This is a genomic window from uncultured Phascolarctobacterium sp., from assembly GCF_937920985.1.
GTDB lineage: Bacteria > Bacillota > Negativicutes > Acidaminococcales > Acidaminococcaceae > Phascolarctobacterium_A.
The window spans coordinates 1-15,984 of the sequence record NZ_CALDXR010000016.1 but is presented as its reverse complement, the minus strand read 5'-3'; the positions used below and the strand labels follow the sequence as shown (position 1 = coordinate 15,984).

Genomic DNA, 15,984 nt, shown 5'->3' with positions numbered 1-15,984 from the left:
GCGTAGTGGACTTTCACCACCTAGTTATCGCCCATGCTGGGCGCACCACAAAAAAGAGCCGTGCCTACGCACGACTCTTTTTGCTTGGATTATTCTACTTATTTTACCAATGATACTTTTCGCCTCTGCTGATTTTAAAAGCACGATAAATCTGCTCAATCAACAGCAGGCGAATCATCTGATGCGTAAAAGTCATTTTAGAAAAGCTCAGCGCCAAATCAGCACGCTTACGCAACGCATCAGTATAGCCAAAGGCACCGCCAATCACGAAAGTGATATGGCTGTTGCCGGCAAGCGCCAGCTCGTCCAGCTTTGCCGCCAAATCCGGGCTGCTCAGCTGATTACCAATGACATCCAACAAAATCACATAGGAATTTGCCGGAATAATTGCCAGCAGGCGCTGCGTTTCACGCTCCAGCACCTGCTGCTTTTCTGCCGTGGAAGGATTATCAGGCATACGCTCCTCATTAATCGCCAGTGTTTCCAGCTTGCAGAAGGGTGTCAGCCTTTTGCTGAATTCCTCTATCCCCGCAGTAAGATATTTTTCCTTAATTTTGCCTACACAGGCTATCGTTATCTTCAATTGCCGTAATCCTTCGGAACCTCTTCCAATACCACAGTTCTGCTTTCTCTCTGACCGTTACGCATAATCACTACCTCGGCTCTTTCGCCTACCTTGCATTTAGACAGAGCAGTGCGCAGGTCAACAGCAGTCTTCACTTTGCTGCCATTAAAGCTCAGGAGAATATCGCCGGGGCGGATGTCAGCCTTAGCTGCCGGGCTGCCGGGAACAACCTTCACAAGGAAGATGCCGCCATGCAGATCTATCTCAAAGCCATAACGGTTAGCAATTTCCTGATCCATCAGCGAAGCACCCAGATAAGGTCTTGCCACGCGACCGCGCTCTGCCAGCTCCTGCAGAATCGGTTTAGCTGTGTTGATAGGAATAGCAAAGCCAATGCCTTCAACACCGCTTACAGCAACCTTAGCACTGTTGATGCCTACTACCTCACCATCAGCATTGACCAAGGCACCACCACTGTTGCCGGGGTTGATTGCCGCATCAGTCTGAATCAGGTTAAACTTGCGCTCGCCTACTTCAATGCTGCGGTTCAAAGCACTGATAACGCCTGCAGTTACACTGCCGCGGAATTCCAGGCCCAGCGGATTGCCGATAGCAATTGCCGGTTCGCCAACCTGCAGGGTATCGCTGTCACCAAAGGTAGCAACAGTAAGATTATCTGCATCAATCTTTACTACAGCCAAATCGGTTACAGCATCAGCGCCAAGAACTCTACCCTTAACAGTACGTCCGTCAGGCAGGCTGACGATAATTTCCGAAGCGCCCTCAACTACATGGTTATTAGTCGCAATATAACCGGCCTTATCATAAATAACACCGCTGCCTGTACCGCGCTCCATCAGCTGCGTACGATTGAAGAAGTCGCGCACATAAGCCTTGTTGGTGATACCTACGACAGCAGGACCAACCTTCTTGGCGGCAGCTACAATCGGTGTATTGCGTGCCGCACTTAGCTGCTGCTCAGTTTTGACAGCAGGCTTTTCATGTACTGCGGCGGAGGTTTTATTGTCGCCACAGCCGGCAACCAGAATTGCCGCACCTAAAAGGCCACAGACAAAAATATTAGCTGATTTTTTCCAGATACTCTTATTCATCTGTATCCACTCCTTATTTAAAATCTAAGACTGCCGGCAGCGGACTATCTGCCACTACCCTGTTCTGGGCAGCTACAAAAAGCTCTGTTTCCTGCAGGCGGTTATTATCATGTAAAATATTCTGCACCGTATCCTGTGCCAGCTGCGGCAGGTTATTGTGCTCACTCAGATGCGCCAGCACAATATGCTCTGGCAAACGCTCAAGCTCTGTCAGAAAATGTCCGGCAGTATCATTGGATAAATGTCCCAGCGTACTCAAAATGCGCTGCTTCAGCTGACGCGGATAAGGACCGTTTTTCAGCATTTCCACATCATGATTAGCCTCCAGAACCAACGCACTGCTGCCTGCAACAGCCTCACGTATAGTATCAGTCACAAAGCCTGCATCCGTAAGATAGGTGCACTTAGAGCCATTGCTGCGGCTCGTAAAGGTGTAACCATGCGGGTCCACAGCATCATGTGGTATGCTGAAGCTCTGCACCTCCACATCACCGCAAAGCAGGCGGTTATTGTCAATAAGACGACAGTTCTGACGCACCAGCTTGCTGTCCTTCGCCAGCAATGCCCGCCAGGTAAGTGCACTGCTATATACAGGCACCTGATAATTTTTTAAAAAGGTTGCCAGCCCGCGCACATGGTCGACATGCTCATGTGTAATAAACACGCCATCCAGCTCGTCTACGCTGACGCCTATTTCCTTCATTCTTGTAGTCAACGCTCTGCAGCTGATACCTATATCAACCAAAAAGCGCTGGTTTGCTGTGCTTATCAAGGCAGCATTCCCCTTGCTGCCGCTGGCCAGCATAACTATCTGAAAGTCGTTTAGCACCAAGCCTTCACTCCTATCAATATAACATCTTTATTATAGCAAATTCATAAACTGCTATTGTGGCATTTTCGTAAAAATAAGTCTACAAAATTCTGACATAACTGCTCAATATATAAAGAAAAGTGTACCAATCAGCTAATTAATCGGTACACTTCTTTATAATTTAATGCAATCTTGAGCACTTCGGACACAAACCAAAGAAATAGAACTGACGGCTGCTGATAGTGTAACCGCTCTGCTTTTCTACATCCTGTGTCAGCTGTAGCTTAACGCCGTCATCCATCAGCGCATCGTCTACCGCACCGCATTTCAAGCAGCGCAGATGATAATGCTCGCTGATATCGGCATCATAACGGAAGCTATCCTCACCCGTATTCAGAATCTGAATAACGTTGATATCGTGCAGAATCTCTACAGTTTTATATACCGTAGCAAAGCTCATAGCAGGAAACTTCGGCTGCAGCTTATTGAACAGCATCTCTGCATTCGGATGCCATGTTTCATCAGCCAAGGCTTCATAAACAGCAAGTCTTTGAGGGGTGACCTTATAGCCACGCTCGCGCAACAGGTTGGTTAATTCCTGACTTGTAAGCATATTCATCACTCCATTGCCAACAGAATCGGATACAGCGGTTGTCCGCCGTAAAAGGTTTCAACCTCCCACTCACCATTCAGCTTTTCCACTTCAGCTGCCAGCTTTTCAGCCTGCTCTTCAGTTACATCGGCACCATAATATAAGCTGATCAGTTCATAATCCCCATCTGCCAGCATCTTTTGCAGCACTTTCTCCATGCTGCTGCCGTTGCAAACAATTTTATCATTTAAAATACCAAGATAATCGCCCTCATGGATAGCAATACCATTAACTACGCTGTCGCGTACAGCTACGGTAATACTGCCGCTGGCTGTTTCCTTGGCTTCCTTGGTCATAATAACAGTGTTTTCGTCCATGCTGCGGGTTGCATCAAAATGCAGCAGTGCGGACAAGCCCTGGGCCATATTGGTAGTAGGAACATAGGCTACCTTGGAATTACCCAGCAGCTTACGCACCTGCTCAGCTGCCAAAACAATATTCTTATTGTTCGGCAGGATAATATACTGCTCGCAGGTACCATTTTCAATAGCATTGACAAACTCTTCTACCGGAGGATTCATGCTCTGGCCGCCGCTGATAATCTCTGCAGCACCCATTTCATGCATAATCTTGGCAATACCGTCACCGGCTGCGACAGTAAGCACACCAACGCCATGCTTAACCGGCTGAATATCATCAGCGCTAAAGAGACGGTTTTCGTGCTGGTCGCGCATATTTTCTACCTTGATATCATGCAGAGTTCCCCAGGTCTGCGCCATGTTGAGCGCATCACCTGGATGCTTGGTATGGATATGTACCTTAACGATATCCTCTACCACTGCCACAATCATGGAATTGCCCATGCCCTCTAAGGCCTTGCTGACAGTCTGCTTATCAACATTAGCATCCTTGACGATGAATTCGGTGCAATAAGGATATTCCAGATCAAGCGGCTCGCCCTTCTGAATCTGTACCTTGGCACGCGGTGTAACAGGAAGCACTTCGCAATCCTGACCGCGCAGGCCTGCCAGACAGCCCTCGAAAAAGACAATTAGGCCCTGACCGCCGGCATCAACAACACCGGCTGCCTTCAGTGCAGGCAACAGCTCCGGAGTTCTGGCAAGCTCTTCCTTGCCGCTGCGGATAGCCTCCAGCAGCACTTCCTCCAGGCTCACATTACCGCGAACAGCGTTATAAGCACCCTTGGCCATGCCGCGGGCTACTGTCAGAATAGTACCTTCTACCGGTTTGGAGACACTGCGGTAAGCATATAAAATACCAAACTGGAAGGCCTTGCCGATTTCTGTATTGTTCAGCGTCTTTTTACCGGCAACACCCTTGCCGATACCACGCAGCAGCTGCGATAAAATTACGCCGGAATTGCCGCGTGCGCCCATAATAGCGCTGCGGGCAGCTGCAGCACCGATTTCTCCGGCCTCGGCTTCATCACTCATTGCGCTGATAGCCTTCGCCACGGACGCCATAGTATGCATCATATTAGTACCGGTATCGCCATCCGGTACCGGAAAAACATTTAAATCATTAATAGCTTCAAAATTCTTTTCAAAGCTATGGTAAGCACCCAGCAGCATATCCTTCAGCTGCTTGCCGGTAATTACCTTGATATTATTCATCTAAACCCCACACCTTTCCTTTCAGGCTTTGCGACGGACGAATACACCGATAGCACCGGGTCCAAGATGAGCAGCCAAAACGGTGCCGATACCTGTAAGCATAGTCGGTACATTCGGGAATAATTCCTGCATCTGCTTTTCCAAATCCTCTGCATCTGCCAAAGCCTCTGCATGAGCGACGAAAATTGCTTCAATGGGTGCTTTTTCCGCAGCCATCTCAACCATGCGCTTCATAACCTTTTTACGGGTACGGCATTTGTCCGCAACTTCCAGCCTGCCCTCTTTATCTAAGTGCACAATAGGGCGAATACCAAAAATACTTCCTATCAAAGCGCCAACTGCGCCAATGCGTCCACCCTTTTGCAAATAGTCTAATGTATTTACACTGAAAAATGTTTCTGTACGCGCAACCATCTCACGCGCCATTTTTTCGGCCTCGTCAATGTCCATGCCTGCAGCTGTATGCTTCAGTACTTCCATCGCAATACCGCTGATAGGGCAGGCAGCAGTCTTGCTGTCGATTACACGGATATCCGCGCCCTTTATATCATCCATTACCTGACGTGCAGCAACGCAGGCGGTCTGATAGGTACCGCTGAGCACGCTGTCTACTGTCAGCATAATAACCTTTTTACCTTCCTGAGCAAGCTTGGTAAAAAGCTCAATTACAACGCCGATAGGCGGCTGTGAAGTAATCGGCAGCTTGCCGGTTGCTTCTACCATACCGAACAATTCTGCCAGCGAACGTTCCCCGTCCTGCCATTCCAAATCTCCGTGACGGATAATCAAACGCAGAATGTGGCAACGTGAATCATCCTTCAAAGCTGTTTCGTCTGCTGCCGAAAGACTATCTACGACAACATGTATTTCATCGTGCATATAAGCCTCCTGTTAGTTATGAATATTCTCTATATAAGTTATATCCGTTCTGCTCCCATATTATATTATATTGTACCATATTCTGAAAACTATTGCTACATTGACTATAGCTAACTGACAATATTTCAAAAATTATATACTAAATTTCTAAAAATGGCAAAAAAAAAAGCCCTTACGAAGAAGGGCCAAATGAGGGGCTGTTTTGATGCTCTTAGTATACCATCTTTGTATACAAAATGCAAGAGTTTTTTGTAAATTTTTTTACGTTAGCTGACTAAATTGTCCACGAACTTCCGGCAAGCCTTACGATTCGTGGACAAATTCATTATTGATTATCATAGCCAACAGTATCACACCTGCGGCCGATTCCAGCTTATTTGAAATCTGCACCCAGCATAATCACGCCATCGCAATCGGCAGCACCGTCACGGCTGATGCGCATCTGATGTGCAAAGGGGACGTTGGAAAGACGATTGACAACAGCACCGTTATTAGTTGTAGAAACAACAACAGTATTGCCGATTACTTCGCCGCTGCCGCCGCTGATAACCTCAAAGCCGGCATTACGCAAGCGAGCGGCAGCCTCCGCACCTGCAGTTTTGCTGCCACTGCAGTTTACAAGGCGCACAACTCCGCGGCTGTCGGAGGAAGCTTCCTCGGAAGCGGCGGATTTTTGATCTTTGCCTGCTTTCTTGGATTTGCCGGACTGCTTAGCCTCTTCTTCCTTGGCTTTTTCTTCCTTTTTAGCCTTCAGCTCTTTTTCCTCTTTGACAGCTTCCTTATTTTCCTCGCTGTCATCACCCTTTTCTACCTTTTCCACAGCATTGTTGTATTCCTTCTCCATCAGCTCAGCTGCAGATTTGTAGTGCTCCGTCATGGTTGCACCCTGCATCTTAACCATCAGCTCGCGCAAGTCGGTAATATCCGGCAGCCAATAGCTGATACCGTCGATATACTTCGGAGTACCGGGAACCATCGCCATAGACAGGCCCTTTTCCTTAACCATGGAATGCAGCGCTCTGCCCAAATCCATCATATCGCTAAGAGGCATATCAGTCTTCACCATAGAGGTCAGCTGCTTAGCCAGGCCGGGGATATGCAGCAGCATATCGGCAGAGGTAATCTTGTCGTAAACTGCCATCAGGAAATGCTGTTGGCGGCGGATACGGCCGATATCGCCCTCTTCATCACGGAAGCGCACATATTGGATGGCTGTTTTGCCGTCCAGATGCTGACGGCCCTTTTTCAGGTCAACGGTAAAGCCGTCCCAGGTATCATGGTAATACATATCCTTTTCCACATCGATATCAATGCCGCCGATAGCATCAACAAGACCGGTAAAGCCTTTAAAATCAACCATGACGTAATTGTTGATTTTAATACCCAGCAATTCTTCTACAGTTTTCTGTGTCAGCTCACGGCCGCCGTAAGCGTAGGCATGGTTAATCTTATCCCAGCCGTGACCGTCAATGCGTACACGTGTATCACGCGGTACCGAAAGCAGGGAAGCGCTTTTATTACTGCTGTCGAACATTACGACAAACAGCGTATCACTGCGGCCCACATCATCGGAGCGTTCGTCAACACCCATAACAACAATATTCTTTTTCAGATTCAGCCTATCTGTCGGCGCAAGATTATCCAATCCCGTTTCCGGAAAGAAATAACCGAAGGCAATATAGCCTACTACACAGATAGCCGTTACAATCATTAAAATTTTTGTCTGGAGAATGCTTTTCATCCTTATATAACCTCTCAATCAATTTCTTCTGCCAGATATTCCGTCAGCTCCTTGCGGCTGCGGTACAGGAAAGCATACAGCATGCGTGCGGTCAGGCCCCAGATAACCTTATCCTCATACAGGTAAAAATACACATAATAGGACTTGTTCATGCGCCAGCCACGCTTGCGCTGCGGCACCAGGTCAAACGGAAAATCATCACCCGGATGGTCTGCCAGCTGCACGGAGCCACGCCTTGGCTTTTGCTCCAAAAGCACCTTAAGCGGTACAGTGAAGATGCGCTCTACCTCGCTTTTGCTGTACGTAATCTTGCTGATATCATCAATCAGACCAACAAAGGGGTGGATAATCGGTCCGTTATGCGTTACCAGACAATCCAGCTCACCGCAGATAGTAATATTTTCCGGCTGCAGGCCAAGCTCCTCGCAGGTTTCGCGCACTGCAGTATTGCGGAAACTGTTATCCTCGCATTCGTACTTGCCACCGGGGAAGCACACCTCACCCGGCTGACTGCGCAGGGTATGCGCCCGCTCCTCAAACAGCACACTGATGCCTTCGGGAGTACGCACTATGGGCAGCAGTACGGCAGCATCCCACAAACGGTCCAGCTTATCAATGCCAGGAGCACGACGGTGCAGTCGCTCAAACAATACATACTGTAATTTTTCCATCTCATTCATAATAACACCTTATTTTAACACCTTCGTCGGCAAATGAAAATAGTATTTATAAATTTCTGCGCGAGATAAGTGTTTTCCTGCCGCTAAATGTAACTAAGCTGTAAAATCCAAGTAACAATCATTGAAAAACACATTATTTACACTGCTTACGGCAAAAGGAAAGCGCCAGCCGCTAACGCAGCTGACGCCAAGGGAAAGACAGATTTAATTAGTACAGAGGAGCTTCAGCTTCTGCATGCTTTTTTTCGCTCTTGTCAACCAGCAGAGTTACAGCAGCATCGCCGGTGATGTTAACGGAGGTACGCGGCATATCCAGGATACGGTCGATACCTGCGATAAGAGCAGAGCCTTCCAACGGCAGACCAAGGCTGGTCAGAATCATGGTCAACATAATGAAGCCTGCGCCCGGAACACCTGCAGTACCGATAGAAGCCAGAGTACCGGTAACGATAATGGTCATGTATTGGGAAGCGGTGAGGTCAATGCCGTACAGTTGAGCAATGAACAGTGCGCATACACCCTGGTAAGCAGCAGTACCATCCATATTGATGGTTGCACCAAGCGGCAGAACGAAACTGGAAACTTCTTTAGAAGCGCCCATTTTCTGAGCACAGCTCATGGTCAGCGGCAGAGTACCGCCGGAGGAGCAGGAGCTGAAAGCCATCAGGGATGCCGGAGCAATACCCTTAATGAATTTGATGAAGCTCATGCCTGCCAGGAATTTAATCATAGAACCGTAAACGATAACGGCGTGCAGGAGGCAAGCCAGATATACAGCGATAACAACCTTCAGCAGCGGCAACAGTACGGAAGGACCGTTAGCTGCAACTACCGGAGTAATCAAACCGAAAACACCAATCGGCGCAACAGCCATGATCATGCCTACGATTTTGTAGGAAACCTCAGCCAGACCATCGATGGTGTGCTTCAGAGCGTTAGCCTTTTCACCAACAACGGTGATACCAGCGCCAACGAAGAGAGAGAAAACGATGATTTGCAGCATGTTGGCTTTAACCATAGCTTCCAGCGGGTTAGTCGGGAAAATGTCAATGATAACCTTGGAAATAGGCGGTGCAGCCTTAGCAGCAACCTTAGCGGTATCAGCAGCCATATGAAGGCCAACACCCGGCTGCATGATGGTACCGATTGCCAGACCGATAACGATAGCAAAAGCAGTAGTTACCAGATAGTATGCTACAGTTTTTACACCGATACGGCCTACCTTTTTGATATCACCAAGGCTGGTGACACCAATTACCAGGCTGGAGAATACCAGCGGTACGATAACCATTTTGATCATGTTCATGAAAATTGTTCCCAGAGGACCAATCCAGGTCTTGGCGAAGCCGGCGCCTTCAGCACCCAGCTCCAGGCCTGCAATAATACCAAGCGCAAGGCCGATTAAAATTTTTGTAGATAAATTCATTTTTACAACCCCCAGATAATTAAGTAAAAAAACTGTTAAGCTAATTATAACAACTTATCAGAGAAAAGTCCGATTGTATACAGTATTATTACCGTGTATACAATATTATTTACGATTATCCCGTCGAAGCGCATAAAAATACCCCTGCAGCAACGTGCAGGGGCAAAAGCAAATTATCTTATTTAACTAAAAGCTCATACAGCACTACGGCAAGAGCACCGGGAACACCAAAGAAGCCGGCAATCAAAGCCTTGATAACCGTAATCTTCATGGTAAAGCCCGCCAACGAGCCTACTACATTGATAAACCACAGCAGCAAAGCGCCGCAGAGACCATTCCACACCAGCTTGAAGGGCATCGACAGCAGCTTTACTATTACTAAAAGCAACAGTACTCCAGCAATCATCGGTACAAAAGCACCAAGCGGTGACAAAATAGCATTAAGTTCCATAAATAAATAACGCCAGTCCTTTCTACATCTTACGCCTGTTTTCCAGCGCCTTAGACAAGGTTATTTCGTCAGCATATTCCAAATCGCCGCCCATCGGCAGGCCATGAGCAATACGGCTGACGGTTATTCCTACAGGCTTCAGCAGCTGCGCCAGATAGGTAGCAGTCGCCTCGCCCTCTACATCTGAGTTGGTTGCAATAATAATTTCACTGACTGATTCCTGCTGCAGGCGCAAGAGCAGCTCTCTGATGCGCAGCTTTTCCGGACCAATACCATCCAGCGGCGAAAGCACACCGTGCAGCACATGATACAATCCGTGATAGCCATGACTGCGCTCCATCGCCGCAATATCCTGCGGCTGCTCTACTACGCAGATAGTAAAGCTATCGCGCGAGCTGTCGCGGCAAATCTCGCATACATCGCTGTCAGTAAGATTAAAGCAGCGGCTGCAATAGTGAATTTGCTCCTTGGCGCCGCTCAGAGCCGCCGCCAGCTGCTTCACATCCTCCGCAGGCATGTCAATCACATGATAGGCCAGTCGCATAGCTGTTTTCGAACCAATGCCCGGTAAACGCCTGAGCTGCTCGTATAAATTAGCCAGCGGCCTGATCATTCTTGCCATCAGCTTAGAACATGCCAGGCAGCTTCATACCGCCGGTAACCTTAGCCATTTCTTTTTCGGTCAGCTCGTCAATTTGCTTCATAGCGTCATTGACAGCTGTCAGGATCATATCCTCCAGCATTTCTACATCCTCAGGATCTACAGCGGTCGGATTGATTTTGATGGATTTCAGTTCTTTTTTACCGCTGACAACAACGGTTACGGCACCGCCGCCGACAGACGTTTCTACAGTACGGCTTTTCAGATCCTCCTGCATTTTCGCCATATCGGACTGCATTTTTTGTACCTTTTTCATCATTGCCTGCATATTACCCATGCCACCTGGAAACATAATTAAATTCCTCCTTGATATTTACATATATTGATATTATATATTCTCAGAAACATAAGCCAAGACCTGCTAGTCTCAATTTAGTTTCATTGGTCAGATATATCTGTTACGCTGCCGCCCAAAGCATTAAAGGCCTTACGCAGGTTTTCCGGCAGCTGTGCTGCCTGCAGACTCGGCGTTTCGTTCTCCGCCGATTGCTGCACCTCCTGCTGCTTTACAGGCTTTTGCGGCAGCTTGGCCTTGCCTTCAATCACAGCCTCCAGCCTGATTTCGCGCCTTGCCAGACGCAGCAGAACCTCCTCAAAGGCACCGCGATAGTCATCCTTGTTCATTCTGTCCGCAAGGAAGGGCGCCTTAAAGGCCACCTGCAGAATGTTATTGGCAAAGCTGAAGACTCTGCCGTTTTTAGCGCAGGATACCATTGAGTTCTTCTTTTCAGCCTTCATGATCTCCAGAGCCTGCTTCCAGAAGTCCTCACCGGCAGCAAAATCACCGGCATATTCCTCAGTCTGCTGTACTCTGGCACTTTTATGCTTAGGTGCAGCATTCACCGCTGCAGCCAGCGTATCAGCAGCAGGTTGCGGTTGCGCTTTAACTGCAGGCTTCTTAGCCGGAGCAGCTTTTGCTGCCTGCACCTGTTCTGCCGCAGAAGCTTGCTGTGCAATCGGCTGCTGTGCTGCCGGTGCGGCATATTCCTGTACTATTGGCTGCTGCACTGCCACAGCAGGCACAGGCTGAGCATTAACCGGAGCCTGCTGATAAACAGGCATTACACCACCTGCCAGCTGACGCTCCAGCTGTTCTATCCTTGCCGACAAAGCAGCCAATGTGCTGCCCTCTACGCGGCACAAATCCAATAAGCACAGCTCCGCAGTGATGCGCGGACGCATTGAGCCGCGCAGCTCCTGAATAGCACTATGCAGTCTTTCCTCCGCCGCCAGCAAGCGATCACGCCCAAATAACGGCGCCAGCTCTGCCAGCGCTTCTTTGGTATCCGTCAGATAAATTTCTTCATAGTCAGGTACAGCCAGATAAAGCACCAGCGCCCGCAGATACTCAATAAGCTCCGTAAGCACCTGCTTGACATCCTTACCCTGCTCCAGCAGCAGATTCAACGTAGCCAGCGCCTGCGGCAGCTGTCTGCGGCCTATTGCTCCTGTCAGCTCGTGCAGCGCTTCGCGTCCTACGATACCCAGCACCTCGCGCACGGTTGCCACAGTAACACGCTTGGCCATAACACCGCACTGATCCAGCAGGCTCAGCGCATCACGCATACCGCCCTCAGCCTGAATCGCTATTAAGCGCAGCGCGTCCGCATCTGCCTCAATGCCACTGCCAGCGGCTACCATGGCCAGATGCTCCGCAATTTCGTCTACCGTTACCCTGCGGAATTCAAAGCGCTGACAGCGCGACTGAATTGTCGCAGGCACCTTCTGCGGGTCCGTCGTCGCCAGAATAAATACAGCGTGTGCCGGCGGCTCCTCCAATGTCTTCAGCAAGGCATTAAAAGCGCCCGTAGACAGCATATGCACCTCGTCGATAATATAAACCTTGTAGCGGCTTTCCGCCGGCGTGAAGGCTACCTGCTCGCGCAGGTCACGGATATTATCTACGCTGGTGTTGGATGCAGCGTCAATTTCAATTACATCCAGAGAGGTTCCCTGCACAATACGCTGACAATTGCTGCACTGACCGCAGGGCTCAGCAGTAGGCCCCTGCTCGCAGTTCAAAGCCTTGGCCAGAATACGCGCCATACTGGTTTTACCGGTGCCGCGAGGACCGGAAAACAAATAAGCGTGGGCTATTTTTCCGCTTGCCAAAGCATTTTTCAAGGTTGTTTTTACAGCCTTTTGTCCCACAAGAGCGTCAAAGTCCTGCGGTCGCCATTGGCGATATAAAGCTACATAAGCCATCGCTGCCACCTCCCCGGAATTTATTACATACACAACTATTATACTCAAAATAGCCTAAAAAGTAAATTACAGTTTAGATGCTCCAGCTTATCATCAAAACAAATATTTTACTAATGCACTGAAGTATTATATAATATCATCAGCTAATCAAAAGGAGGCTACAGCAATGACCATACCCGAAATTGACAAGGACTTTTTACGCAAGCAGTTACCTGACTTTGCCAGGCAGACTGCTGACTACCATAATGAAAAAATCGGCAAAATTGCCTATAAGGAGTTTTCCGGCTACTTCGGCAGCTTCGCCCAGCGCGACGGCAAAAGCAATATGCTGCGCCTGCGCTGCAGTGCCGGTCGCATAACTGCAGATAAACTGGCCTTCATCGCCAAGATGATCCGCAAGTATAACATCAGCCGCATTCACTTCACCACCGGCCAGACTATCCAGCTGCATGACCTCAGCGCCGAGGCTGCCGCTGAAATTTTGGAGCAATGCCTGGACGCGGATATCATCCCCTTCGGCTGCGGCGGTGACTATCCCGGTAATGTCCTCTGCTCACCCTTAAGCGGTGTGGAGCGCGAGGAATATTTTGACGTGCTGCCCTACGCCGAAGCAGCGGCGCAATATCTTGTCGCTGCCATTCCCGACGGCAAGCTGCCACGCAAATTAAAGACCGGCTTTTCCAATTCCCCGCAAAATCTTACGCACGCCACCATGCGCGATTTAGGCTTCGCCGCCCGTCCCGACGGTCGCTTCGATGTCTATAGCGCCGGCGGTCTGGGACCTGCTCCCTGCATCGGTATAAAAATGGCCGAGGCTGTTGCTCCCGAAAAAATCTTGTATCATATCAAAGCAATGCTCGCCACCTTCCGCGAATGCGGCACCTATACGCAAAGATCCAAATCACGCACCCGTTATCTGCCTGAGCTTTTGGGCGGCGAAGCCGCTTACAAAGCAGCCTACAGCGAACGCCTCCTGCAGGCACTGCAGGAGGGCGGTCTTGATTTGCAGCCTGAGGCAACAAAAATCACCAAGCGCGACTTCAAGCTCATCACCGGCTTCCGCATTACCTCACAGAAGCAGCCCGGTCTTTACGCCGTAAATTATCATCCACAGGCAGGACTGCCCAAAATTGAAAGCTTCCTCGCTCTGGCGGATTATCTGCAGAACGTTAAAGCCGCCGAGCTGCGTCTTGCATCCGACCAAAGCGTCTATATTATCAACCTCACTGCTCCCGAAGCAGCAAAGGTAATGTCGCTCACGCCTGACACAGCCTATAATGCCTTCACCAGCAGCGTGGCCTGCATCGGCTCCACCGTCTGCCAGATGGGCATGGGAGATTCCCAAAGCCTGCTGACAAGCTGCTTCGAAGAAATGGCTACGCAGTACGCCGCCAGTGATGCTCTGCCGCAGATTTATATTTCCGGCTGTCCTTCCAGCTGCGGCACCCACCAAATAGGCGAACTCGGCTTCCGCGGTACAGTTAAGGTCATCAAGGGTACAGCACACCCAGCCTTCACTATGTACATCAACGGCTGCTCACTGCAGGGCAGCGAACGCCTAGGGGAAGAAGTAGGCACACTGCTCGCCGAAGATATCCCCTTCGTGCTTTTGGAAATCGGCAAGCATATCGCCCAAAGCGGTCTGGACTTTGCCGCCTGGCAGGCAGCAAATCCTCAGGCCATCGCTACTATCGTTGCTCCCTATATGAAAAAAATCGAGTTGCTCAGCCAATAAGCGCAGCACAAAAAAATCCGTCGCACATGCGACGGATTTTTTTCGTTTATTTCCCTGTAGGACCGCAAAGACGGGCTTCCCCGCGGCACATGAAAGTATCCGCTTAAGGCTGCTTCCTTCCGGACCTGACCTGGTTCACAGGCTCCCATTGCGCAGGACCCAGCTCTACGATCCTACAGAGAAACAAGCTATATGATTTTATTAAAAAAGCCGCTCAGTGCGGCAGATTTTTAAGTGGCGGAGAGAGAGGGATTCGAACCCTCGGTACGGTTTCCCGTACACACGCTTTCCAGGCGTGCACCTTCAACCACTCGGTCATCTCTCCAAGGTTGAAAACTTTAAACTATTTTCAATTTGCCAGCACAATACGTACCCGCAGTCAACATGACTGCAAGTAATATTATACTGGCATTTTTAATGAAAGTCAAGCGTTTTTTGTAAAAATTTTTATAAAATCATCAAATTTTTCTTCTGCAGCAGTTTAGGAGAAGGAATCCTCCTCATCACTGTCTTCAGCCGGCAGCAGCATTACCGCACAATCAGAATTCAGAACCACGTTTTCCGAGGTGCTGCCCAAGTCATCGCCGTTAGTCATATCGGCGCCGGTTTTAGTCATCATAATCAGGCTGACATTATCACGCTCGCAGATAGCAGCAATTTTTTTGGAGGCTACGCCATGTGCAATGCGATAATCGGCTTCAATGCCGAAAATTTTCATTTCGTCTACCAGCTCTTGCAAAAACATTTTGGCACTGCCGTATTTTTCCTTGTAATCATGTTTGTTTCTGCTGTGCTCAACAACATGCACAAACAACACCTTGCCTACATATTCACGCAGACTACGGATAACGTTCAGCGCTTCTAAGGATTTACGGGAAAAATCGGTCGGTATCAGCACAGTATCCAGCAGATTTTCTGTAACCTCATCTTCCTCATCCTTATTAATCAGCAGGGGAATCATTGTAGCCCGTGCCAGCTCATAGGTAGTGCTGCCCATCAGCGCACGCTTCAAAAAGCCCTTGCGGTGAGATGCTACCAGCATCAGGTCAGCGTCGTTTTCTTCCGCCAGCCTGCTTAAGGTTTCGCAGGGCTCGCCTGCCGGGGTTACAATGGAAATTTCTTCATAGCCTGCCTGCTCTATATCATTTTTATACCCATCCAATCGGCTGCGCGCTTTTTTAAAGCTGCTACCGTCAGGGTCGGCATCATCGTCATCATCAAAGACGTGAGCCAAAACCACTTCCGTTTCCGTATCGGGGCATAAGCAAAACAGACACTCGGTCAATTTATCAGCCTGCGGGGACAGATCTGTGGCCAACAGGACCTTGGTGAATGTACTCATCTAATTGCTCCTTTAAAAAATATGTAATATATGGATAGTTCGCCATGAATCCCGAAATTCCTGCCTGAGTAAAAAACAGCTTTCCTAAAAATACTGCCAATCGAGTAGGAGACTGCTCATTATTTGAGCAGTCGACCTCTCACACCACCG

At 49.0% G+C, this 15,984-nt stretch carries 15 protein-coding genes, 1 tRNA gene and 1 other RNA gene; 1 reads left to right on the top strand and 16 read right to left on the bottom strand.

Features of this window, described 5'->3' with window-relative positions; all coding sequences use genetic code 11:
* Positions 1 to 103: 103 nt before the first annotated feature.
* From rlmH to dnaX, 13 genes are all read right to left on the bottom strand, one after another.
* Entirely contained in the window at positions 104 to 583 is a 480-nt protein-coding gene (rlmH, locus tag Q0612_RS02635; protein WP_298880415.1) for a 23S rRNA (pseudouridine(1915)-N(3))-methyltransferase RlmH, read from the bottom strand.
* Positions 580 to 1,677, bottom strand: a complete 1,098-nt coding sequence (locus tag Q0612_RS02630; RefSeq protein WP_293828956.1) for a S1C family serine protease — start codon at positions 1,675 to 1,677, stop codon at positions 580 to 582. Before Q0612_RS02630 ends, rlmH begins: the two co-directional genes overlap by 4 nt.
* A 13-nt stretch (positions 1,678 to 1,690) precedes the next feature.
* The gene (locus Q0612_RS02625; protein WP_298880409.1) at positions 1,691 to 2,506 is read right to left on the bottom strand and encodes an MBL fold metallo-hydrolase; all 816 of its coding nucleotides are present in this window, start codon (positions 2,504 to 2,506) and stop codon (positions 1,691 to 1,693) included.
* 163 nt (positions 2,507 to 2,669) lie between these two features.
* A complete protein-coding gene (locus Q0612_RS02620) occupies positions 2,670 to 3,107 on the bottom strand; it encodes a Fur family transcriptional regulator (RefSeq protein WP_367181683.1) in 438 nt (145 codons plus the stop codon).
* A complete protein-coding gene (locus tag Q0612_RS02615) occupies positions 3,107 to 4,714 on the bottom strand; it encodes a DAK2 domain-containing protein (RefSeq protein ID WP_298880404.1) in 1,608 nt (535 codons plus the stop codon). Before Q0612_RS02615 ends, Q0612_RS02620 begins: the two co-directional genes overlap by 1 nt.
* 21 nt (positions 4,715 to 4,735) lie before the next feature.
* Positions 4,736 to 5,593 (bottom strand): DegV family protein, encoded by an 858-nt coding sequence (locus tag Q0612_RS02610; RefSeq protein ID WP_298880402.1) that lies wholly within the window; start codon positions 5,591 to 5,593, stop codon positions 4,736 to 4,738.
* A 373-nt stretch (positions 5,594 to 5,966) separates the two neighbouring features.
* Positions 5,967 to 7,334, bottom strand: coding sequence for an LCP family protein (locus Q0612_RS02605; RefSeq protein ID WP_293848710.1), 1,368 nt, complete (start codon positions 7,332 to 7,334; stop codon positions 5,967 to 5,969).
* A 14-nt stretch (positions 7,335 to 7,348) separates the two neighbouring features.
* Positions 7,349 to 8,014: a CoA pyrophosphatase gene (locus Q0612_RS02600; protein WP_298880397.1), complete on the bottom strand. Its 666-nt coding sequence runs from the start codon at positions 8,012 to 8,014 to the stop codon at positions 7,349 to 7,351.
* 208 nt (positions 8,015 to 8,222) lie between these two features.
* Complete coding sequence (locus Q0612_RS02595; RefSeq protein ID WP_298880394.1) at positions 8,223 to 9,440, bottom strand: dicarboxylate/amino acid:cation symporter; 1,218 nt, start codon at positions 9,438 to 9,440, stop codon at positions 8,223 to 8,225.
* A gap of 178 nt (positions 9,441 to 9,618) precedes the next feature.
* Positions 9,619 to 9,891: a pro-sigmaK processing inhibitor BofA family protein gene (locus Q0612_RS02590; protein WP_298880391.1), complete on the bottom strand. Its 273-nt coding sequence runs from the start codon at positions 9,889 to 9,891 to the stop codon at positions 9,619 to 9,621.
* Positions 9,892 to 9,913: 22 nt separating this feature from the next.
* Complete coding sequence (gene recR / locus Q0612_RS02585) at positions 9,914 to 10,513, bottom strand: recombination mediator RecR (protein ID WP_021720182.1); 600 nt, start codon at positions 10,511 to 10,513, stop codon at positions 9,914 to 9,916.
* A 4-nt stretch (positions 10,514 to 10,517) separates the two neighbouring features.
* Positions 10,518 to 10,844, bottom strand: coding sequence for a YbaB/EbfC family nucleoid-associated protein (locus tag Q0612_RS02580; protein WP_293693793.1), 327 nt, complete (start codon positions 10,842 to 10,844; stop codon positions 10,518 to 10,520).
* 86 nt (positions 10,845 to 10,930) lie between these two features.
* Positions 10,931 to 12,757, bottom strand: a complete 1,827-nt coding sequence (gene dnaX, locus Q0612_RS02575) for a DNA polymerase III subunit gamma/tau (protein WP_298880387.1) — start codon at positions 12,755 to 12,757, stop codon at positions 10,931 to 10,933.
* 166 nt (positions 12,758 to 12,923) lie between these two features.
* On the opposite strand from dnaX, the gene Q0612_RS02570 reads away from it, so the two are divergent.
* The gene (locus Q0612_RS02570) at positions 12,924 to 14,492 is read left to right on the top strand and encodes a nitrite/sulfite reductase (RefSeq protein ID WP_298880384.1); all 1,569 of its coding nucleotides are present in this window, start codon (positions 12,924 to 12,926) and stop codon (positions 14,490 to 14,492) included.
* Positions 14,493 to 14,557: 65 nt separating this feature from the next.
* Here Q0612_RS02570 and ffs read toward each other — a convergent pair.
* From ffs to Q0612_RS02555, 3 genes are all read right to left on the bottom strand, one after another.
* Positions 14,558 to 14,657: signal recognition particle sRNA small type (gene ffs, locus Q0612_RS02565), an RNA gene on the bottom strand.
* A gap of 70 nt (positions 14,658 to 14,727) precedes the next feature.
* Positions 14,728 to 14,817 (bottom strand) — tRNA-Ser (locus Q0612_RS02560).
* Positions 14,818 to 14,973: 156 nt separating this feature from the next.
* Positions 14,974 to 15,834: a universal stress protein gene (locus Q0612_RS02555; RefSeq protein ID WP_298880380.1), complete on the bottom strand. Its 861-nt coding sequence runs from the start codon at positions 15,832 to 15,834 to the stop codon at positions 14,974 to 14,976.
* Positions 15,835 to 15,984: the final 150 nt, after the last annotated feature.

What these genes read in the sequence shown, in the direction of transcription:
- Q0612_RS02630 (WP_293828956.1), bottom strand. Translation starts at nt 1,677, where the DNA reads ATGAATAAGAGTATCTGGAAAAAATCAGCTAATATTTTTGTCTGTGGC.
- Q0612_RS02620 (WP_367181683.1), bottom strand. Translation starts at nt 3,107, where the DNA reads ATGAATATGCTTACAAGTCAGGAATTAACCAACCTGTTGCGCGAGCGT.
- Q0612_RS02615 (WP_298880404.1), bottom strand. Translation starts at nt 4,714, where the DNA reads ATGAATAATATCAAGGTAATTACCGGCAAGCAGCTGAAGGATATGCTG.
- Q0612_RS02610 (WP_298880402.1), bottom strand. Translation starts at nt 5,593, where the DNA reads ATGCACGATGAAATACATGTTGTCGTAGATAGTCTTTCGGCAGCAGAC.
- Q0612_RS02605 (WP_293848710.1), bottom strand. Translation starts at nt 7,334, where the DNA reads ATGAAAAGCATTCTCCAGACAAAAATTTTAATGATTGTAACGGCTATC.
- Q0612_RS02600 (WP_298880397.1), bottom strand. Translation starts at nt 8,014, where the DNA reads ATGAATGAGATGGAAAAATTACAGTATGTATTGTTTGAGCGACTGCAC.
- Q0612_RS02595 (WP_298880394.1), bottom strand. Translation starts at nt 9,440, where the DNA reads ATGAATTTATCTACAAAAATTTTAATCGGCCTTGCGCTTGGTATTATT.
- Q0612_RS02590 (WP_298880391.1), bottom strand. Translation starts at nt 9,891, where the DNA reads ATGGAACTTAATGCTATTTTGTCACCGCTTGGTGCTTTTGTACCGATG.
- recR (WP_021720182.1), bottom strand. Translation starts at nt 10,513, where the DNA reads ATGGCAAGAATGATCAGGCCGCTGGCTAATTTATACGAGCAGCTCAGG.
- Q0612_RS02580 (WP_293693793.1), bottom strand. Translation starts at nt 10,844, where the DNA reads ATGTTTCCAGGTGGCATGGGTAATATGCAGGCAATGATGAAAAAGGTA.
- dnaX (WP_298880387.1), bottom strand. Translation starts at nt 12,757, where the DNA reads ATGGCTTATGTAGCTTTATATCGCCAATGGCGACCGCAGGACTTTGAC.
- Q0612_RS02570 (WP_298880384.1), top strand. Translation starts at nt 12,924, where the DNA reads ATGACCATACCCGAAATTGACAAGGACTTTTTACGCAAGCAGTTACCT.
- Q0612_RS02555 (WP_298880380.1), bottom strand. Translation starts at nt 15,834, where the DNA reads ATGAGTACATTCACCAAGGTCCTGTTGGCCACAGATCTGTCCCCGCAG.